This window comes from Pseudomonas sp. rhizo66 (assembly GCF_031931925.1).
Taxonomy (GTDB): Bacteria; Pseudomonadota; Gammaproteobacteria; order Pseudomonadales; family Pseudomonadaceae; genus Aquipseudomonas.
Genome location: NZ_JAUJWZ010000012.1, coordinates 1 through 22,452, shown reverse-complemented (window position 1 = coordinate 22,452; position 22,452 = coordinate 1). Strand labels below are relative to the sequence as shown.

Below are 22,452 nucleotides of genomic sequence, written 5' to 3'. Positions count from 1 at the left end.
GCCTGTCAAAGACTGATAAACGCCAGCAAGCGCTGAAGCATGTCATCGCACGCCTGCAGTTGATCGAGGCTGACAAACTCATCGGGTTTGTGACCCTGATCCATGCTGCCGGGGCCGCACACCACGGTGGGAATGCCCACTGCATCAAACAACCCGCCTTCAGTGCCAAACGCCACGGTGCCGAAATCCTTCGAACCGCAGAACGCAGAGATCAACTCGGCGGCCTGGCTTTGCGCATCGGTGGCCAGCCCCGGATACGCCGACAGGGCGCTGAAGCGAATATCACTCTGCGCACTGACCGCGCGCATACGCGGCAGCACTTCGCGTTCGGCATAGGCTTGCAGCGCTTCGGCGACGAGGGCCGGATCCTGTGAGGGCAGGGCGCGGATCTCGAAATCGAAACGGCAATCGGCGGGCACGATGTTCAAGGCCTTGCCGCCGCTGATCACCCCGGTCTGCACCGTGCTGTAGGGCGGATCGAAGCGCGTATCGTGATGCTCCGGCGCTTTCAGTTGCTGACCGAGGCGGCCCAGTTCGGCGATCAGTTCGGCGGCGTATTCAATCGCATTGACCCCGAGCGGCGCATACGCCGAATGGCACGGATGGCCCTGCACATCGCAGCGCATCGCCAGTTTGCCTTTATGACCGAGCACCGGTTTCAGTTCGGTCGGTTCGCCGATGATGCACAACAACGGTTTGATCGGGCGTTGCTGCAAAACCTTGAGCAATGAACGCACGCCGAGGCAGCCGACTTCTTCGTCATAGGACAAGGCAATGTGCACCGGCATGCGCAGCGGCGTTTTAACCAGTGACGGCACCAGGGCAAGCACGCAGGCGATGTAGCCCTTCATGTCCGCCGTGCCACGCCCGAACACTTTGCCGTCGCGCTCGGTCAGTTCGAACGGCGGCAACGTCCACGGCTGGCCATCGACCGGCACCACATCGGTATGCCCGGACAGCACAATGCCCGGTTGATCCACCGGGCCGATCGTGGCGAACAGGTTGGCTTTGCTGCGCTCATCGTTGTAGATCAGCGCGCAAGGTACGTCGAAACCTTCGAGGTAATCGCGGACGAATTCGATCAGTTGCAGGTTGGATTCGCGACTGGTGGTGTCGAACGCCACCAGCGCCTTGAGCAACTCGACACTGTTCATCGATCATCCCCAGCCACGCCATAGCCCGGCGCTTTGGCCGGATCGAGGGCGCGGTCGATATAATCCTGAAGCTGCGGCGCATAGGCGTCCCAGAGCTTTTGCAACTGGCCGATCGGGTCTTCATCGGCCCAGTCGACGCGCAGGTTGACGATCGGCCAGGTCTGCTCGCCGACCACCACGACAGCGGCCGAATGTACCGGGCCGGCTTCACCGCCGAGGGCTTGCGCGGCGTGCAGGGCTCTGAGCAGGCGATCAGCGAGTTGCCCTTCGCCGTCCTCAAAGGCGCTGACCATCGCTTCGATCACCGAGCGCCCGGCGAGCATGTTGCCGGCGGCGACGCACTGCTCGCCGGTCACGGCATTGTGCACGCCGAGGGTTTGCGCACCGCTGAAATGCGCGGTCTGGCCGAGGTGGTTGATCGCGGTGATCTGGCGGTACTGGCTGTAGCCATTGCGCGTGAGGACTTTGTCCAGCGCATCGTCCGGCGCCAGGCCTTGCTCCATCAGCGCGAGGACTTCCGGGCCGAGGGACGGCAGGGTGATGTTCTGGCTCGACACCGCGCCAACGCCGGGCAGCAGCCACGGGCAACGGGCGCCGACGGCGATGCTGGAGGAACTGATGGCGACACCGAACTGGCCGGTTTCGGCGCAGCGGGCTGTGATTGAAAAGGTCATCTGCTTACTCCTTTCTAGGAAGATGTTGTCCTTGAGGGCCTCATCGCTGGCAAGCCAGCTCCCACAGGTATTGGGTTGATCACAAAATCTGCAAACAACTCAAATCCCTGTGGGAGCTGGCTTGCCAGCGATCGCCGCGACTCGGTTTCCTGACTTACTCAGGAATCACCGCAATCACATCAATCTCCATCAACCACTGCGGCTGCCCCAGCGCCGACACCACCAGCCCGGTGGAGATCGGGAACACGCCTTTGAGCCACTTGCCGACTTCCTGATACACCGCCTCGCGATAACGCGGGTCGATCAGGTACGTGGTGGTCTTGACGATATGGCTCATGTCGCTGCCGGCTTCTTCGAGCAGTTGCTTGACGTTGCGCATGGCCTGTTCAGCCTGCGCACGCGGATCACCCAGACCGACCAGATTGCCGTCGAAATCAGTGCCGACCTGACCGCGCACATACACGGTGTTACCGGCACGCACGGCTTGGCACAGATCGTTGTCCAGCGTCTGGTTCGGGTAGGTGTCCTTGGTGTTGAACATGCGGATACGGGTGTGGGTGGGCTGGCTCATGAAGGGCTCCTGAAGAAGGTTTGCCCGGCGCAATCGGCGCCGGGGCGAAAAGGGCTATCAAGCGTCGACGGTGTCGGCGGCTTTGCTGTGGCTGTTCTGGTGCAACTCGGCCTCGCGCTGTTCGGCATCGCGGTAGTCGAGGTACTTGCGCTGCGTGGCGATGTGGTCGGCGACATGTTTGGCGTCGTGCCACACGCCCCAGATAAACGACGAGCCACGGCGCGACTGCCACGGTAGACCGAGGAAATACACCCCCGGCTCACTCGACACGCCGCGCTGATGCACTGGCTTGCCCTTGTCATCGAACGCCGCAACTTGCAGCCAGGAATAATCCACGGCAAACCCGGTGGCCCAGATGATCGAGGTGACGCCAGCCTTGGCCAGATCGAGATCGACCAACGGGTTTTTCACGCACTCAGGATCCGGATAGGTTTCGCGCGCTTGCGGTTCTTCCGGCAGGTCGAGGCCGTTGCGTTCGATGTAGGCGTCAGCAGCATCGAGCAGTGCCAGGTAGTTTTCGTCACCGCGAGTGAGATTGCCGAGCAGGTCTTGCTTGAAGGTCACCACGCCGTTTTTGAACGATTCAGTCACGCCGACCAGGGTCATGCCGCGATGGGCCAGACCGCGAAAATCAATAGTGCGACCGCCATGGGCGCCGCTGACCGCGATGGTCACGTGTTCGCGGCCGGGTTTCATTGCCGCCTGATCCCACTCGCCGAGCACGCCCAGCCACCAGCAGAAATCCCGGTTGCGATAAGCGCGCGGCGGGCGGTCATGGGCGCCGACCGACAGGTAAACCTGCTTGCCGGAACGTTGCAGCTCATCGGCGATCTGCACGCCGGAAGAGCCGGCACCGACCACCAGCACTGCGCCTGCCGGCAGTTGCTGCGGGTTGCGGTAGTCAGCGGAGTGGATCTGCAACAGTCGTTCGTCTTGCGAGGCAATCGCCGGGATCACCGGTTTCTGAAACGGCCCGGTCGCGGCGACCACACGGCTGGCCTCGATCACGCCTTCGGAGGTCTGGACGGTGAACCCCGGACGACCGACATTGCGTACCACGCTTTTCACTTCCACACCGGTGCGGATCGGTGCATTGAATTTCTTCGCGTAGGCTTCGAAGTAATCGGCCACACGTTCTTTCGGGGCGAAACCGTCGGGATCGACGTCATCGAATTCCAGTCCGGGAAAGCGGTCGTGCCACGCCGGGCCGTTGGCCACCAGCGAGTCCCAGCGCCCGGTGCGCCAGCGTTCGGCAATGCGATTGCGCTCCAGCACGAGGTGCGGCACACCGAGTTTGCTCAGGTGCTCGCTCATGGCGACGCCTGCCTGGCCGGCACCCACGATCAGCGTGTCTGTTTTTATTATTTCAGGGGTCATCTCTACATCCTTCCTAGCAAGGCAGTGGGATTCGGGCCGCTGTTGGCTTGTCCGTTTGGCTTGAGGTCAGACTAGGGAGGAGGGGGTTATCGGTAAAATATTATTAAGCTGGGATGTGAAGATAAAATTCTGATGCAGGGCCGGGAAACTCCTGAAAAACGGGGCTTTCAGAGCATCGGTTCGGGGTTGCGAGGTAAAAAAACAGGATGGCGTGACGTGCAGTGGTGAGCAGAATCTTCCCCTCACCACTGCGCTGGTTTCAGCGATTCAGAAACGCCAGCAGATCCTCATTCAACGCTTGCGCGTGCGTTACCGCAAACCCATGCGGCGCACCTGCATAGACCTTCAACTCAGCGCCCTTGATCTGCGCTGCCGCCTGTTTGCCGGTGGTTTCGAACGGCACGATCTGATCGCCGTCGCCATGGATCACCAGGGTTGGCACATCGATCTTGGCCATGTCCGGGCGGAAGTCGGTTTCCGAGAACGCGGTCACGCAATCCACGGTGCCCTTGAGCGAAGCGAGCAGGGCCATATTCAGCGTCTGCGTGAGCACGCCGTCAGAGACTTTCTGGCCTTGGTTGGTGCCGTAGAACGGCGCGGCGAAATCGGCGATGAACTGCGCACGATCCTGCAGCAGACCGGCCTTGATGCCGTCGAACACCGAGGTATCGACGCCTTGCGGGAAGTCGGCTTTCTTGCCGAACAGCGGTGTCACCGCGCCCAACAACACCAGACCGGCAACACGCTCGCTGCCATGCCGGGCAATGTAGCGGCTGACATCGCCGCCGCCCATGGAGAAGCCCACCAGCGTCACTTCGCGCAGGTCCAGGTGGTTGATCAGTTGCGCGATGTCATCGGCAAAGGTGTCGTAGTCATAACCGGTCCACGGCTGATCGGACCGGCCGAAACCGCGACGATCGAACGCAATGGTGCGATAGCCACGGCTGCTCAGGTATTCCATCTGGTATTCCCACATGTCGGCATCCAGCGGCCAGCCGTGGCTGAACAGCACAGGTTTGCCGCTGCCCCAATCCTTGTAGTAAATCTCGGTACCGTCTTGCGTGGTGAAGGTGCTCATGGAAACTCCTGCGTCAGGGATCGCACGTGATGCCGAAATGGCGACATTCACTATCAGCGCAAAGCGCGCCGGCTACTTGTATGCAGGTGCTGGTTTTGTGTCGCTGCAATCGTCGATCGGCTGCAGAGTTGTATGATGCAACTCAAAGCCGCCCGGCCGCGCACTGAATCGAGGGAGTACGTTTACGTGAAACGCAAAAGTCTGCAGGGCAATGCCTGTCCGGTTGCCCGGACACTGGACCTGATTGGTGACTGGTGGTCGCTGCTGATCATCCGTGATGCGCTGGACGGGATTCGCCGCTTCAATGATTTCCAGAAGAGTCTGGATATCGCCAAGAACATGCTCAGCGCGCGCCTCAAAGGGCTGGTGGAGCAGGGGATCCTGCAAGCGCTGCCAGCGGCCGATGGCGGCGCCTATAAGGAATACGTGTTGACCGAGCGCGGCAAAGCCTTGCAGACCGTGATCGTCGCGCTGTCGCAGTGGGGCGGTGAATTCATGTACGCGCCGGGTGAGCCGGGGTCGGTGATGGTTGATGCGCAAAACCGGCAGCCGATTCGCAAGCTGGAGTTGATGTCGGCCGATGGTCGCCTGCTTGCACCCGATGGCGTCGCGACGCGACGGGGTGTTGAGCACTGACGAACAAAGGTTTGACGCCAAAATGATGGCCAACTAATATCGAGCCACTATTTTAATGTCATTCCTGGCTCCTGTCCTTAATCGAGAAACTTCGTCCGTGAATAAACGCGCATTACTGCCTCTGACTGTGATTTTCACGCTTGCAGGCTGCCATTCCAATGTTCGGGATTCCTCTCCAAGCCTGCTGAAAGATGGTGTTCAACTGGGCCAGAACAAAGTGGCAACGGATGACCAGCACGCCAAGGTCATCATGAAAGCCTCCGGTGGCACCAATCCGGTGGAGTTTTCCATCCGGCGTGCGGATGACCCTGACCGCCGAATGGAAGTGCTTGGCACCGTCGTCGATTCAGGTCGGGGCCACGTTTTCGGCTGGATCGCCAAACTCAATGAAGTGGCCAACAGCGCCACGGTCAAGCGCTTCCCGCAAGTGGAGGCACAAGCGGATGCCGGTAAGCCCTTTGAGGTTTCGGGGTATTCGAACAGCCGGGTTACGGCGGGTATTTATACCTGTGGGCCGCTGACCACTGTTTTCACTCCTGAGCGTGGCAAGGTCTACCAGGTGGAGTTCCAGTTCAGCGGTGAGCATTGCGAACAGCATGTTTATGACGTTACTCAGCCCCGGCAGCGCACGCTCGTAAAGAGTTGAGTCGGCACGCACAGCGCACTGAATTTATCGAAAAAAAGGAAATACTCTGTGAAACGGAATCTCTCCCTGGCACTTATCATTCTGGCCGCCACATTGTCTGGCTGCGCCACTAATAAGCCGGTCGTTGACCCATCGCTGGTCGGTTCATGGAAAGGTCAGCGCGACGAAAACGGCAAATGCCAGTTCATGTCCTGGAAAAACCAGTTCAACGCCGACGGTACTTTCTCCATAACCTTTTTCCGCGACGCCAAGCAGACACAGAAGGTGCAAACCGAGCATGGCACCTGGACAGCTACCAATGGCAAGAGTGTGCTGAGAACCAATGGCGTCGCTGCGCCTGATGTTTACACCTACAAGCTTACTGATGCTGACACGGTGCATTACGTCAATGTGGAGAAAGGTCCTTCGGCGGATTGCCAGGAAGATTATGCCTTTGATGAGCACCGTATTCGCGGGTAAGCCAGTCAGAAGCATTGCGGGGCTGCAACGGCCCCGTTTGTTCAATCCTTGATACAAACCCGACAAAAGGTTGAAACGATTGTTTGACGTCAAAATGATGGCCATCTAATATCGCGCCACTATTTTGATGTCACTTTCGTATCGAGGGATCGAACATGTCCTCACCCGCCCTCGTGGCGAGGTTGTGCGTAGCGTTGCTGTGCCTGTCTCCACTCCAGATTGCCGTTGCGGCCCCTACACCCGGCGACACTGACCTTATCCGTGATCGCCAGAACCGCCTGCTCGAAGAGCAGCAGCGGCGTCTCGAAGAACTCAAGGACCTGCCCGGCAAAGACGCCAAGCCTGCGCAGCCAACAGCCCCCACCGATACCCGCTGTTTCCCGATCAAAGACATCGAGCTCAAGGGCGCCGACAGTCTTTCCGAGCGTGATAAAACCCGCCTGCTCAAACCCTACATCGGCGAATGCCTGGGCGTGCCTCAGCTCAACGAGCTGCTCAAAGTCATCACCGATCACTACATCGAGAAAGGTCTGGTCACCAGCCGCGCCTACTTGCCGCAGCAGGATCTGTCCACCGGCCACCTGCAAGTGCTGGTGGTCGAAGGCAAGCTCGAAGGCATGAAGGGTGCGGAAAACAGCCAGCTCTCGGAGCGCGAACTGGCAATGGCCTTTCCCGGCAAAACCGGTGAACTGGTCAACCTGCGCGAAATCGAGCAAATGGTCGATCAACTCAATCGTCTGCCTTCGAACCAGGCAAAAATGGAGCTGGCGCCCGGCCAGAACGTCGGTGGCAGCGAAGTGCTGGTCAACAACACCCCGCAAAAGCCATGGCGAGTCGGGCTGTCACGCAACAACGACGGCCAGCGCAGCACCGGTGAGCAGCAGTGGGGCACCACGTTTGACTGGGACAGCCCGCTCGGCCTGGCTGATCAGTTGAGCCTGCGCGGCGGTCACGATGCGATGACCGATCATCAGCACACCTCGCGTAACGCCATGCTCAACTACAGCTTGCCGTGGGGCTGGTGGACCTTCAGCTACACCTACAGCCAGAGCGAATACCGCTCGCAGATCGCCGCCAACGGCTACAACTTCAAGCAGACCGGCGACAGCGAAAACCATCAGTTGCGCGCCGAGCGGGTGATCCACCGCGACGCCGTCAGCAAAACCTCGCTCAGCGCCGGCCTGTCGTACCTGCGCACCAATAACTTCATCGAAGACAGCAAGCTCAAGTTGAGCAGCAACCGCATCAGCGAAGCGCAGTTTGGCTTCAACCATGGTCGCCGTGTTGGCAGTGCCTTCGTCAACTTTGACGCCGGTATGCAAGAGGGCATTGGCGCCTTCGACGCTCAAGGCAGCCATGATCCGGGTCCCGGTGAGCCGAATGCGCGCTATCGCAAATACACCGCCACCCTGAGTTACCTGCAGCCGTTCAAGTTGTGGGGCGAGTCCTTCAGCTTCAGCAGCCTGATGACCGGCCAGCGCAGTGAAGACGTGCTGTTCAGTCCGCAGCGCACCAGCCTTGGCGGCTCGTCGTCGATTCGTGGTTACAAGGACCAATCATTGTCCGGTGACAGCGGTGGTTACTGGCGGAACGATCTGCGCTGGTCGCGTCCGGTGACTGTCGAGTGGTTGCAACCGGTGTTCTCCGAATACGGCACGAGCCTCGGTTATGACCAGGGTGTTATCCAGAACGGCCGCTATAACGGCGATCAGCACGGGCGTATGTCGAGCAGTTCGCTGGATCTGTTTGCCCGTGGTCAGCACGTTGCCGCCAGCGTGACCTTTGCCCATTCCCTGGAACGCCCGGATGCGCTGACCGAGCGTGAAGCGCCGATCTACTTCCGTCTGGATTTCTTCCTCTAATACCGCCCGCCCCGAGATTCTGAAATGGACATTCGTCAACTGGCCCCTCTGGCCAGCCAGCCTGCTGCTGCCCTAAAAAACCGCGAACTTTTCCTGGGCATGCCGAAACGCGGGCTGGCGTTTCTCTTGGCGAACGTCATGTTCTGGCAACCGATGTGGGCGCAGGCCGACGGCATTGTGGTGGCCAACCCGAATACCTCGCTGGATCGCGCCGGCAATGGCGTGCCCATCATCAACATCGCCACGCCCAATGCCAGCGGGCTGTCGCATAACCAGTTTCACGATTACAACGTCGGTGCGCAGGGTGTCATCCTCAATAACGGCGCGGCGCAGAGTTCGAACACGCAGTTGGGCGGGCACGTCATTGGCAACCCGAACCTGAAGAACAGCGGTTCGGCACAGGCGATTCTCAACGAAGTCATCAGCGGCAACCCGAGCCAGTTGCGCGGTTACACCGAAGTGGCGGGGCAGTCGGCGCGGGTCATCGTCGCCAACCCTTACGGCATCAGTTGCAACGGGTGCGGTTTCATCAACACCCCGCGTGTGACGTTGACTACCGGTAAACCGGTGCTCGACAACGGTCGGCTGGATCGTTTTCAGGTCGATCAGGGCTCGGTGGCCATCGAAGGCGCGGGCCTTAACGCGACCAACGTCGACCGCTTTGAAATCATCACCCGCAGCGCAAAGATCAACGCGCAACTTCAGGCGCAAAACCTGACGATCGTCGCCGGTCGCAACGACGTCAACGCACAAACCCTGAATGCCACCGCCCGCGCCGATGACGGTAGCGCCAAGCCGCAACTGGCCATCGACTCCTCGGCGCTGGGCGGCATGTACGCCGGCGCGATCAAACTGGTCGGCACCGAGGCTGGGGTCGGGGTGAAACTCGACGGCAAACTGATTGCCAGTGGCGGCGATATTCAGCTCGACGCCAATGGCCAACTGAGTCTGGTCGATACCTCGGCCACCGGCGCGGTCAACGTCAAGGCGGCCAGCCTCGACGCACGCGGCCCGGTTTACGCCGGCACCGCGCTGAACGTGCAAACCCAGGGCAACCTGACCAACCGCCAGACCCTCGCGGCCCGCGACAGCCTCATCCTCAGCGCCGGCGGCCAACTGACCAACGCCGGCACCATCGAAGCCGGCGTCAATGCCGACGGCAGCCGCAATGCCAGTGGCGACCTGAGCCTCACTGCGCAGCACCTCGACAACACCGGCAAAAGCCTCACCGCCAGCCGCAACCTGACGGTCAGCACCGCGCAAACCCTGAACAATCAGGGCGGCACGCTCAGCGGTCAGAACATCACTATAACCGGCGGCAAGCTCGATAACCGCAGCGGGCAGATTCTCGGTGACCTGGGCCTGAATATCGATCTCGGCGGTGCGCTGGATAACCGCGACGGTGTGCTCGGTTCGGGGCGTTCGCTGACTCTCAAAGCTGCCAGCCTGGACAACCGTGAAGCCGGGGCGCTGGTCAGCGATGGCGGCCTGACTGCACGCATCAGTGGCACGCTCGACAACCGCAACAAGGGTGATACCTCGGCCAAAGGCGCCATCGATCTGCAGGCCGGCACCTTGCTCAACAGCGACGGTAAAGTCATCGGTAAAAGCACGCTGGCCGTGCGCAGTGATGTCGTCGACAACCGGGGCGGGCTGATTCAAGCCGACCAGCAGTTGACCTTGAATGTTGCGCAACTGGATAACCGCGAAAAAGGCGTGATCAGCGGCAAGGCTGGCCTGACTTACGTCGGCACCCGGCTGGATAACAGTGGTGGCCTGGTCAGTGCGGTCGGCCCCGTCAACCTTACGGCTGAGGAAATTCAAAACACGGCCGGACGGATTTCCAGCCAGGGCGACCTGCTGGCAACCATCGGTCTGCTGCAACAACAGGGCGGCGCGCTGGTTGCCCAAGGCAATCTGAGCCTGACTGGCAAGACCCTCGACAACCGCAACGGCGGGCTGGTCGGCACGACAAAAGCGCTGACACTCTCAGTAGACGATGTCGACAATCGCAGTGGCGAAATCTCCAGCAGCCTGCTGATGAACGTCAAGGGCTTGCGTCTGGATAACGGCGACGGCGGCAAAATTCTCTCCGGCAGTAACCTTGGTCTGAGCGTCGCCAAACTGATCAACCAGAGCAAAGGCCTGATCGCCGCCGCCAAAGGCGCGGTAACGGTTACCGGCACTACGCTGGACAACAGCGGCGGCAATCTCAGCAGCCTCAACGGTCTGGTGATTACCCTCGATGACGCGCTGATCAATTCGCTCGGCGCGATCAGCAGCGACGGCACGCTGACCGTCAATGCTGCGCGCATCGACAACAGTAACGGCAGCCTCGGCAGTGCCGGCAACCTGAAACTGACCAGCACTGGCGTTTTGCTCAATCAGGCCGGTTCGATCAACAGCGACAGCCTGCTGACCGTCAACAGCGGCAGTCTTGATAACAGCCGCAAAGGCGTGATCTACGGCCAAGGCAGCAGCCGGGTCGAGACCGGCGGATTCGACAACAGCCAGGGTGGCAAACTCACCAGCGGCGCGGCGCTGACGCTCAAGGCAGGGCAGGTCATCAACGCCACTGGCCGCATCGCCAGCCAGCAAGCGCTGGATGTCTCGCTCACCGGGCTGGATCAACAGGGCGGTGAGCTGTTCAGCAAGACTGATCTGACCCTCGATCTGAATCACGGCCAGTTGAACAACCAGAGCGGTTTGATCAATGCGCCCGGCACGCTGCTGTTGAAAAACCTCAACGGCGTGAGCAACCAGGGCGGGGAAATCTCCAGCCAGCAAGCCTTCACGCTCGCCGCGCACGACCTCGACAACAGCAACGGCAAACTGCTCAGCCAGCAGGGTCTGACGTTGCGCATTGCGGCGGCATTGAACAACCTCAATGGCGTCATCTCCGCCACCTCGCTGGACAGCCACAGTGGCAGTCTGGACAACCACGAAGGCCTGATCAGCAGTCGCGGCGAGTTGTTGCTCACCACCGACAAGACCCTGGATAACCAGCTCGGTACCGTCATCGCTGACGGCCAACTCACCGTCAGCGCTGACGAACTGGACAACCGTGAAGGCAATATCACCGGCAAGGCCGATGCCAGCGTGCAGGCAAAAACCGTCAACAACCAGAAGGGTCAGTTGATCGCCATCGGTGTGCTCAAGATTGAGGGTGATCAACTCGATAACCGGCAGAACGGTCTGCTGGGTTCAAGCGAAGACATGACACTGACTGTCGCTGACCTGGACAACCGTGGCGGCGAGATCAGCAGCAAAGGCGATTTGCGCGTTACGGGTAACAAACTCGATAACAGCGACGGCGGAAAAGTCTTCACTGGCACGGCCCTGACGCTGACCGTCGACGAAGTGCTCAACCGCACTAAAGGTCTGCTCGATGCGGGCTCGCAGTTCGACCTGCAGGGGCGCTCGCTGGATAACAATGGCGGCCAATTGCTAAGTCAGCAAGGCATGCTGCTGCATCTCACCGGCGCCTTTGACAACACCTCGGGCAAGGTCAGCAGCGAAGGCACGCTGACGGTCAACAACGCGAAATTGACCAACGTCAAAGGTAGCCTGTCCAGTGCTGCGGACCTGACGCTGGACAGCGAGGCCAGCGTCGACAACCAGGGTGGCCAGATCGTCACCGACGGCGTGCTGGTACTGAACAGCACCAGCCTCGACAACCGCCAGCAGGGTACGCTCAGCGGTAAAGGTGCCGTCACGGTCACCACCGGTGCCTTTGATAACAGCAATGGTCGCCTGAGCAGCGCCGACACACTCAACCTCACTGCCGGCCAGGTCACCAACAGTGGCGATGGCAGTATCGGCAGTCAGAACGCGCTGACCGCTTCGGTCAGCGGCCTCGATCAACAGGGCGGCAAACTGTTCAGCAACACGCTACTGAGTCTGGATTTGAACCACGGCCAGTTGAACAACATCGGTGGCTTGATCAACGCTCCGGGCACGCTGCTGCTCAAGCAACTGAACGGCGTCAACAATCAGGGCGGCACCATTTCCAGTGCCGAAGCGCTGACCCTGACCGCGCAAAGCCTCGACAACAGCAACGGCAAGCTCCTGAGCAATCAAGGCCTGACCCTGCGCATCGCAGCTGCCCTCGATAACGTCAAAGGCATGATCGGCGCAGCGACCATCGACGCGCATGCCGCAAGCCTGAACAACAGCAGCGGCAACCTGGTCAGCCGGGACAACCTCGGCCTGTCCGTGGACGGTCTGCTACGCAATGACGGCCACGGGCTGATCAGTGCGGCGCAAACCCTTGAGATCACCAGTGCCGATTTGAACAACCGTGACGGTGGTTTGATCAACAGCCAAGGCAACCTGACGCTGAACGCCAGTGGGCTGAATTCCAGCGATGGCGGCGAAGTATCCGCCAGCGGTGACATCGACCTGAATCTGACGTCCCTGACCCAGAACGGCGGACGCCTGGTGGGTGACAAAGGCGTCACCCTTGATCTGGCCAATGGTGTTCTCGACAACCAGCGCGGCGTGCTCACGGCGCAAGGGCCATTGACGCTCAAACGTCTGCGTGAGGTGAACAACCAGAGCGGCGAGATTTCCAGCAACCTCGGTTTCGAGCTGATTGCCCGAGCCGTGAACAACAGCTCCGGCAAAATCATCAGCGGTGAAAAACTGCTGTTGCGTGGCACCGAGCTGGTCAACCAGAAAGGCCTGATCTCCGGTTGGCAAGGACTCACCGTCAACGCCGACAGCCTGGACAACCGCAACAGCGGCACGCTCTCCAGCAAGTTCGCCGATGTCTCGGTCGACCTCAAGGATGCGCTGCTCAACAGCGACGCCGGGGCTGTAGTTGCTCAAGGCAATCTGGTCGTCAAGGCAGGTAGTCTCGACAACCGCAACAAGGGCAACCTGAGCAGTGGCGCAGGGCAAATCCTGACGCTGGGCGGCGCACTCAACAACAGCCAAGGCCTGATTTTCAGTGGCGCGGCGCTGGATCTCGTCAGCACGGCATTCACCAATGCTGGCGGCTCAATCAATGCCGAACAGGCCTTCACGGCCACGGCCACTCGTCTGGACAACAACGGCGGCCAGATCGCCAGCAACGCTGCGATCAACCTCAACCTGAGCGGAGAGCTGAACAACAACGCCGGCAAACTGGCGAGCAGCGGCGCGATGTTGATTAAAGGCGTGAGCGATCTGCGCAACCAGAACGGCCAGATCGCCAGCCAGAAAACACTGGAAGCGCACACCGATTCTCTGGACAACAGCAACAAGGGCACCGTCGCGGCGAACGACCAATTGCAGATCACCGCAACGGGCGCCGTCAACAACAGCGCCGACGGTCTGATCTACAGCCAGAAAGCCGGCGTGCAACTGAACGCAGCCAGCCTGCGCAACGGTAAAGGTTCGATCCAGAGCGAAGGCGCGTTGACCCTTGAAGTTAGCGGTGAATTCGACAACCAGAGCGGCAAGGTCATCGCGCAAAATGGCAATGTATTTGTCACAGCGGCGAACATCGATAACCGTGGCGGCACGCTTTCCAGCATCAAAGGCGCCTTGGAAGCGCGCACCGTCGGCGTGCTGCGCAACGGTTTCGACCTGAACAACAATCGCCAGGGCGGCATCATTCAGGCGCAGAGCCTGACGCTTACTGCATTGGCTGGGATGAACAATAATGGCGGACGCATTTCCGCGCAGTCGGCCGACAGCAGCATTACCACGGCGGCGCTGGACAACAGCAGTGGAGTGCTGTATTCGAAAGGACTGCTGGGCGTTACCGGCACAAGTCTGGAAAATGCTGGCGGGCAGATCGCTGCCAACCGCATCGATTTCGGTCTCAGCGGCGCGTTGCGCAACGGCACGGGTGTCATCGAGAGCGATACCCAACTGAGCGTAAAAGCTGCAAGTGTCGACAACCAGAACGGTCGCCTGCGTTCGCTGGGCAATACCGGCAAGACCCTGTTCCAGATCGGCGGTGTGCTCGACAACCGCAACGGCGTGCTGGAAACCGCCAACGTCGACATGACCCTGGCCGTTGGCGGTCTGCTCAATGCCGGCGGGCAACTGAACCACGTCGGGCGCGGCAAGTTCGACATCTCCACCGCCAATGTCATCGGCGCTGGCGGCAGCATCGTCACCGGCGGGCTGCTGGAACTCAATGCCGACAGCTGGAGCAACTCCAACGTCATTCAGGCCGGTCGCCTGAACGTCAACGTCGGCCAATTCAGCCAGACCGCCAGCGGCAAATTGCTGGCTTCCGATTCTCTGCAGATCCGTGGCGGCAACTGGACCAACGATGGCTTGATCGCCAGTGACGGCATCCTCGATATGCAAATCGGCGGAACCTACGCAGGCAGCGGCCGCTTGACCAGTCAGCGCGGCGCTTACCTTTCCGTCGCGCAGATGAACGTCGCGGCGGCCGGCAGCTTCGCGGTGGGCGCCACGTCGACCGTCAATATCGGCGGGCAACTCAGCAACGCCGGACGCATGACCTCCAGCGAAGACCTGACGATCAACGCGGGCAGCGTTGCCAACTACGGCACCTTGGGTGCGGCGCAGAACCTCATCATCAACACGCCTTCGTTGCTCAACGATCGCGGGCTGATTTTCAGCGGCAACAACATGACCCTCGGCGTCAGCACGCTGACCAACCAGCACGGTGATTTCTACGGTCTGGGCGATGTGGTGATGGGCGGGTATGGCGGCGCTGCACGGGCAGCGGGGGTGTACAACATTTCCGGCTCGATGGAGAGCGGGCGCGGGTTTACGCTGAGTGCCGATGTGTTTGAAAACCGCACAGAAGGGCCGACGGCGTCGGTCGAACGCAAATTGGTCTCCGGGTTGATTGCAGCCAGCTGTGGCGACTGTGTTGGCGGCACCTTCAACAACTTCCTCGCCACTCGCGAGACCTACCAATTCTTTGACACCGATACCAGCGCCTCGGCGATGTTCAACGTCGGCAAGGATTTTACGTTCACCGGCGGCACGTTCCTCAACAGCAAAAGCACGGTAGCGGCGGGCGGCAACATCACCATCACCGCCGATAGCCTGAAGAATATCGGTGCCAAAAGCGGGACCGTCGAAGTCACGCGCCAATACAACTTCGAGATGGGCACGGGCACCACGGCGCAATTCATGGCCAACGTGATCCTGCCGTACAACCAGCGCAACAACCCTGATTTCCCTTTCGTGTATTACGTCATCGCGCCGGAAGGCCTGATCCGTAAAGCGATCGCCAAAACCGTGGGCAATGGCATCGTTATCGTCGACGCCGAGACGGGCGAAAACGTCGGTAGTCGCAAATATGGCCGAGCCATGTCTGGGTATACCGCGGGCTTCGAAACCTCAACGCCATCGCTGTATGACCCGAATAACCTGATGGCCATACCGAGTGAACTGGCACCGTTCGAAAAAGGCCTTGCTGTCGAGAAACCGGTCAACAGCACCGGTGCTGCCGATACCACCAACTCGCGCAACGCAGTGATTCAGGCAGGCGGCAACGTCTCGATCACCGCCACCCGAGAAGTTGAAAACAGCGTTATCCATCAGGACTACAGCTCAACCGGTGGCACCAACAAAGTTGCAAATACCTCGGTCGGAAACAGCGGCACCGTCGTTGTGCGCATCAACAGCCAGTTGCCGCCGGACCTTGCGCAACAGCAAGTCAATCCGCTGAGCCTGCCTGGCTTCTCTCTGCCGACGGGCGAGAACGGTTTGTTCCGTCTGAGCGGGCAGGGCAGCAGTGGCGTCACTGCCGGCAACATTGGACCGGCACCGACGTGGACAGTCGGCAGTGAGTCGGTGAATGCCCAGGACCATATGGTCGCCGCCAGCAGCGGCGGACCGCGCAACCTGTTCATCGATGCACCTGCGCAGGTGTCCGACAGCACCCGCATCGTGGATACATTCCACCGCACGCCAAGCATGGTTCAGGCAGTCGCCAGTAACGTCGATGCAAAAGTGCCGGAGAGCTCTGTCGGCACGGGCAAGCCCGGCCGCGGTAACGACATCAAAGAGTCGATCGACACCCGTCCGGTCACGCGTGTCACTGGCCTGCCAGACACCACTGCGCCCTCGAATCCGCACAAATACCTGATCGAAACCAACCCGGTACTCACCGACCTCAAGTCGTTCATGAGTTCCGATTACCTGCTGGAAAAACTCGGCTACAACCCCGACCAGAGCGCCAAACGCCTGGGCGATGGTCTCTATGAACAGCGACTGATCCAGCAAGCCGTCACCGCCCGCACCGGTCAGGCTTTCCTCGACGGCCAGACCTCCAACGAGGGCATGTTCAAGTACCTGATGAACAACGCCATCGCCAGCAAGGACGCGCTCAACCTGTCGGTCGGCGTCGGCCTCACATCGCAGCAAGTCGCCGCGCTGACCCACGACATCGTCTGGCTCGAAGAGCACGAAGTGAATGGCGAAAAAGTCCTGGTGCCGGTGGTGTATCTGGCGCAAGCCAATGGCCGTTTGGGCCCGACCGGGGCGTTGATTGCCGGTAATGATGTGACGCTGATCGCCGGTGAAAACCTCGATAACGTCGGGACGCTCAAGGCCACCAATAATCTGTCCGCCACGGCGGGCAAGGATCTGGTCAACAGCGGTTCGATCGAGGCGGGCAACCGTCTGGACTTGCTGGCCACCAACAACATCGTCAACAAGGCCGGCGGCATCATTGCCGGCAAGGACGTCAGCCTGACGACCCGCACCGGCGATGTGATCAACGAACGAACCATCACCTCGATGGACGACCAGTACGGCACCGTCACCCGGCATCAGGACTTTGCCGACAACGCAGCGCGGATTGAGGCTGCCAATGACCTGACCGTTAACGCGGCCAAGGATATCAACGTCATCGGTGGCGTCCTGAAAAGCGGCCAGGACATGGCGTTGAACGCCGGTCGCGACGTCAACGTGGCCTCCGTGCAGGTCAACGACAGTGCCTCGCTGGGTTGGAGGGGAGCTGTCAGCAGCGTTACGCAACTCGGCGCCGATATTGATGCCGGGCGTGATTTCAAGGCTGATGCCAAGCGTGACATCAGTGTGATTGCCAGTGAGATCGATGCCAAACGAAATGTGTCGATGTCGGCGACTGAGAATCTGGTGATCAGTTCGGCGGCTGACGAGGAGCATTCGCGTTCTGCAAACAAGAAAATGTCGCGTCAGGATGATCAGGTCAGACAGGTGATGTCCGGTATTACTGCCGGCGGTGACATGACGTTGAATGCCGGCAAGGATCTGGAACTGATTGCCAGTCGAGTCAGTGCCGGGGATGAGGCTTATCTGTTTGCTGGCAACAATGTAAATCTGGAAACCGCGGATAACCTCGATCACTCATACTACTCGAAGACCAAAAAAGGCTCGTTCGGCAAGAAAAAGTCGACGATGTCTGAAAGCGAAAGCGCCGTTTCGGTCAGCTCCGTTGTTCAAGCAGGCAACAAGCTGGCGATTTCTGCCGGAGAGGATTTCAACGCCACCGGCGCCAAGCTGAAAAGCGATGGCACATTGCTCGCCACTGCGGGTCACGATATCAATCTTGATGCTGCGGAAGACTACGCGAGTACCGCTAGTGCTTCGTCCAAGAAGGGTTGGACTTCTAGCAAGTCCAGCTCATCGAAAGTCACTGAATCCCGTTTGAACAGTACGGAGCTGGTCGCGAAAAATATCGAACTGAAGGCTGACCATGATATTTCGCTGGCGGCTGCGGCATTGCGTGCAAAGGAGGAGATAAAACTTACGGCCGCCAACGACATATTGGTAGGCGCCAGTGAGGAAACTAAAACAACAGCTCAATCGAAGAGCTCCAGCAAAACCAGTGCGAATCTCACCGGCTACCTGACTTCCGCGCAGAAATCTCAGGAGCGGCAAACGACCTCGACGCGAATGGTTGGTAGCGATATCAGTGGCGGCAGCATTCAGATCAAGAGTGGCCGCGATACAGTTGTCGAGGGCAGCACGCTGGTTGCCGACAAAAATATCGGGATTGATGCCGGTCGCAATCTGGAAATTATCAGCGCTGAAAACACTGAGAGTTCAAGCGCCAAATCCGGCAGCAAAAAGGTTGGTGAAATTGGCTCTTGGTGGCAGGGCGCGACAGGTGTCATCAAGCAAAAAGAAGGCGAGAAGTATGATTCTACTCGGCAATCGGGTAGTCAGATCGCCTCGCTGGGCGGCAATGTCAGCCTCACAGCGGGCGATCATTACACCCAATCCGCCAGCCAGTTAGTCACCCCATTGGGTGATGTGAGCATCACTGCCAAGCATGTCGATATTGAGGCCGGTTTCGATACCCTCAATTCGAGCAGAACCGCCAGTACCAGCCGTACCGCGATTGGCGGGTCGGTGAGTATTCCATTGCTTGATGCTCTGCGGGGTATTCAGCAGATGGGCGAAGCTGCGCAGAAAACCAGTGATGACCGGATGGTCGCGCTGGCTGCCGTGAATGCGGCAATGAGTGCCAACCAGGCGGTTGATGCGGGCAAGGCGTTGATGAACTCGCCGAACGCCGGGATCAAGATCAGTGTCAACCTGAGCGACAGTCGCAGCCACAGCGAAAGCAGTCAAAGTGGGCGCAACGTGGTGGGCAGCGATGTCGTGGCAGGCGGCAATGTAAAAATCGTTGCCACAGGTGATGGTGCCAACAGTGATATCAACGTAATCGGCAGCCGGATTGAAGGTGGCGGGGACGTCAGCCTTAAAGCCGACGGTGAGATCAACCTGCTGTCGGCACAAAACACCGCGCATCAGGAAAGCACCAACAGCAATTCTGGCTGGAGCGCCGGGATCGGCATCGGCTTTGGCGGGGCACAAAACGGTGTCTCGTTTGAGCTGGCTGCCAACGCGGGACGTGGTATGGCAGATGGGGACGATGTCACCCATACCAACACGTATATCAAGGGCGGCAACAGCGTCAAACTGGAGAGTGGTGGCGACACCAACATCAAAGGCGGCGTCGTTTCGGCTGATCAGGTCAAGGTCAACGTGGGCGGTGATCTCAATATTGAGAGCCAGCAGGACACCAGTACCTACACCTCCAAACAATTGAGCGCAAACATCGGCGTCAATATTTGCGTTCCACCGATCTGTGCAGGCATGAGCACGATCAGTGGAGGCATCGCTGCGCAGAACATGAACAGTGAGTACGCCAGTGTCAGCGAGCAATCAGGAATCAAGGCCGGTAATGGCGGCTTCCAGGTTGAGGTCAAAGGCAATACCGACCTTGTGGGTGCGGTCATTGCCAGCACCGACAAAGCGGTAGCCGATGGCAAGAACACCCTGAGTACTGGAACGCTGACCACGTCTGACATCAAGAACAAGGCTGAGTACGACGCAACCAGCATCAACCTGAGCGGTGGCTATGGTGGCAGTATCGGTCGTGACGGCAACGGTAATGCCAGCGCTACGGCCAACCCCAATGGTCCCAAGGTGCCCAATAAAGGTGGCGTCAGTATGTCCACGCCGGTGGTGCTATACGCCGGAGACAGTTCCAGTAGCACCACCCACAGTGGCATTAGCGGTGCGGCCGTTACTATTACCAATGGCACCAAACAGCAGGAGTTGACCGGTCAGACGGCGGAGCAGGCCATCGCCGCGATCAATACCGATGTCTCCAGTGAGCGTGACGGCAGCAACAAACTAAAACCGATTTTCGACGCCCAGGAAATCGGCGTGGATTTCGAGATCGTCGGCAAGTTTGTGCAAAACGTTTCCCAGTATATCGATAGTCGTGCGCGGGAAATCGATCAGAAAAAGGAGCAGGCCAACGCTGAAAAAGCCGCTGCTGACAATGAGAGTTTGTCTCTCAGCGATCGAATAGCGCACCACGAAAATTATTTACAGCTCAATCAGCAGATCAAGGAGATTGGCGATAACTGGGGCGCCGGTGGAACTTACCGGCAAATCGCAACGGCGCTGGTCGCCGGTATCAGCGGCAACGTGGCTGGGAGCGGCGCTCAGTTCGCGCAAAACATGGTGGTCAACTACGTCCAGCAACAAGGCTCGGCGTACATCGGCGACCTCGTGAAAAAAGGCTTGAAGGAAGGCAGCCCTGAACACGCAGCGCTGCATGCAATTCTCGGTTGTGCCGGCGCCGCCGCAAGCAGCCAGAGCTGCGCGGCAGGTGCCTTGGGCGGATCTGCCGCCAGTCTGCTGGCCGGCCTGTTCGCTGACGCCGATCCGAACGAAACCGCTGAATCGAGAGAGGCCAAACGCAACATCATCACCAGCATCGTGACCGGCATTGCGGCCATGAGTACTCCGAATGGTGCCGCCACCGCGAACAACGCGGCTGCGGCAAACGTCGATAACAACTGGTTAGCGACGCAGCAGTATGTGCAGGCCAAGAAAGAAATTGATGCTGAGCCTAATGTGCTCAAGAAGTTGGCGATCATCGAAAAGTGGGGGGTGACGTCACTGCGTCAAGATCTCCTGACAACGGCTGGAGTCATGAAGGGTTTCACAGATGGCATGGCCGGAGCGGGCTTGGGAACTCTGGATAGCGCCGTCATGCTTATGCGGGATCCTATGAAAAGCTGGGAGGCTATCGAGGAATTCGCAGGCTCCGATGAAGCCCAAGCGCTTCTGGGTAAGGCTGTTGCCGACGCGTTCAAATCTCAAATCGACCAGATTAAGCAGGCAACTGTCGAAGGCGGCGATGCCAACGCTGAAAACCTCGGACGGCAGATGGGCCAGTCCGTTGCGCTTGTTATCCAGCTTCTGATTGGCGGAGGCAGCAGCTCTGCAAATAGTGCATTGATCTTGTCGAGAATGGGTATCGACGTCTCGGTGAATACGGTCAAGAAAATTGGAGCTTCGTTTGATCTCGACGTTGTTAAAACTCAAATCACTAAGCTGCCAAGCGTCGTACGGGACACAGATGTACCGATCATTGATCCGGTTAAACCGGTAACCCCGCCAAAAACTGACGTCACGCCTCCGAAGGTAGATACGACAGTCCCTAAGGATGGCGATCTGCCTCCTAAAGATGGCGTCAAGCCTTCGGAGGTTGAGCCGCCACCTCCTGAAAAGGTCCCTGACGAATTTATTCCACCAGGAATGGATCGACCATTCAGGCCAGTAAATCCCGAACATCCACCTATCCAATCTGTGGTTGATGCAATGGAAAGCCCACTGATCAAAAAAATGGTAGCGTGCGATAGCGTCGACTGCTCGGAAATTGCGATAAAACTCTTTGACGCCGCTGAAGGCAAAGGGAAAATTATAGAAGTTAGGCCCGTGCAGTCTGGGAAGTTAACGCTATTTGAAAATGGCAAAATCGAAGCAGATCAGATATACCATCAGGTTTATACAGATGGCCGCTATGTATATGATCCGCGTCTGTCTTCGAACCCGATTCCAAAAGGAGATTGGGAGCAGCACATCAAAGGGATGAATCCCGAAGGTGTTAAGATTTCAGATAACTTAAAAGGTCTTTAGTTTATGAAGATTGAGAATCAAGAAGGGCTTCTTCTCAATGTTATTGCTGATATAGGCGTCTTGGAATGGCGGAAATATCAGCAGCGATTTCCTGAAGTGAAGATTGGTAATGAAATACGGCGTGAAGATCATTCTGGGCTTCCTCCATTTATCGCTTTCAGATTCAAGTTTATTAGCGAGGATGCTATTGATAAATTGAGGTCCACAGTGGAAGGCTACAAGGGGGCGTTGTCATGGTCTCTTGTTGGGCGGTCGCGCGAGGGACTACCTGGGATTAATTGGATGATCGCGCCCTCCAGGCTGTGGGAGGTGGAAGAATGCGCGTTTAAATCGAATATTTCTGCCGCAGTGTATTTATCTATTCACGAGCCTTTACTTGGTCCGTTGGCATACAAGGATTTGGCCAGGCTGACAGAACATATTCGCTCGGAATTCTCGATATTTTGAAAAACTAGAGGGCGAAGAATTTCTGGATCCTATATGACAGGACACTTGTGCAAGGTTACCTGGATAAGTGAGTTTAGATATCATCTAGGGGCGGGCGGCGTAAAAATAGCGAGAGTAAACGGGTAGAGATAAATG

At 58.7% G+C, this 22,452-nt stretch carries 11 protein-coding genes; 6 read left to right on the top strand and 5 right to left on the bottom strand.

Going from position 1 to position 22,452, the window contains the following annotated elements; genetic code table 11:
* Window positions 1-5 precede the first annotated feature (5 nt).
* From argE to QZR14_RS15470, 5 genes are all read right to left on the bottom strand, one after another.
* Complete coding sequence (gene argE / locus QZR14_RS15490; protein WP_311997026.1) at window positions 6-1,154, bottom strand: acetylornithine deacetylase; 1,149 nt, start codon at window positions 1,152-1,154, stop codon at window positions 6-8.
* On the bottom strand, window positions 1,151-1,828 hold the full coding sequence (locus QZR14_RS15485; RefSeq protein ID WP_250606680.1) for a DUF1028 domain-containing protein: 678 nt from the start codon (window positions 1,826-1,828) through the stop codon (window positions 1,151-1,153). The genes argE and QZR14_RS15485 overlap by 4 nt, the downstream gene beginning before the upstream one ends.
* A gap of 154 nt (window positions 1,829-1,982) precedes the next feature.
* Complete coding sequence (locus QZR14_RS15480) at window positions 1,983-2,399, bottom strand: RidA family protein (RefSeq protein WP_039763092.1); 417 nt, start codon at window positions 2,397-2,399, stop codon at window positions 1,983-1,985.
* 57 nt (window positions 2,400-2,456) lie between these two features.
* Window positions 2,457-3,776 (bottom strand): flavin-containing monooxygenase, encoded by a 1,320-nt coding sequence (locus QZR14_RS15475; RefSeq protein WP_250606679.1) that lies wholly within the window; start codon window positions 3,774-3,776, stop codon window positions 2,457-2,459.
* A 259-nt stretch (window positions 3,777-4,035) separates the two neighbouring features.
* Window positions 4,036-4,854 (bottom strand): alpha/beta fold hydrolase, encoded by an 819-nt coding sequence (locus QZR14_RS15470; RefSeq protein ID WP_250606678.1) that lies wholly within the window; start codon window positions 4,852-4,854, stop codon window positions 4,036-4,038.
* Window positions 4,855-5,040: 186 nt separating this feature from the next.
* Between QZR14_RS15470 and QZR14_RS15465 the strand changes: the two genes are divergently transcribed.
* The 6 genes from QZR14_RS15465 (at window position 5,041) to QZR14_RS15440 (ending at window position 22,317) form a co-directional block, all read left to right on the top strand.
* Window positions 5,041-5,490, top strand: coding sequence for a winged helix-turn-helix transcriptional regulator (locus QZR14_RS15465; protein ID WP_311997025.1), 450 nt, complete (start codon window positions 5,041-5,043; stop codon window positions 5,488-5,490).
* Between the two features lie 97 nt (window positions 5,491-5,587).
* Window positions 5,588-6,136 carry a hypothetical protein gene (locus tag QZR14_RS15460; protein ID WP_311997024.1) on the top strand — a complete coding sequence of 183 codons (549 nt, stop codon included), beginning with the start codon at window positions 5,588-5,590 and terminating at the stop codon, window positions 6,134-6,136.
* Between the two features lie 48 nt (window positions 6,137-6,184).
* Complete coding sequence (locus QZR14_RS15455) at window positions 6,185-6,595, top strand: lipocalin family protein (protein WP_095050056.1); 411 nt, start codon at window positions 6,185-6,187, stop codon at window positions 6,593-6,595.
* A gap of 155 nt (window positions 6,596-6,750) precedes the next feature.
* Window positions 6,751-8,457, top strand: a complete 1,707-nt coding sequence (locus QZR14_RS15450; protein WP_311997023.1) for a ShlB/FhaC/HecB family hemolysin secretion/activation protein — start codon at window positions 6,751-6,753, stop codon at window positions 8,455-8,457.
* Window positions 8,458-8,481: 24 nt separating this feature from the next.
* Complete coding sequence (locus QZR14_RS15445; RefSeq protein WP_311997022.1) at window positions 8,482-21,870, top strand: hemagglutinin repeat-containing protein; 13,389 nt, start codon at window positions 8,482-8,484, stop codon at window positions 21,868-21,870.
* 3 nt (window positions 21,871-21,873) lie between these two features.
* Window positions 21,874-22,317 (top strand): hypothetical protein, encoded by a 444-nt coding sequence (locus QZR14_RS15440; protein WP_311997021.1) that lies wholly within the window; start codon window positions 21,874-21,876, stop codon window positions 22,315-22,317.
* Window positions 22,318-22,452 lie beyond the last annotated feature (135 nt).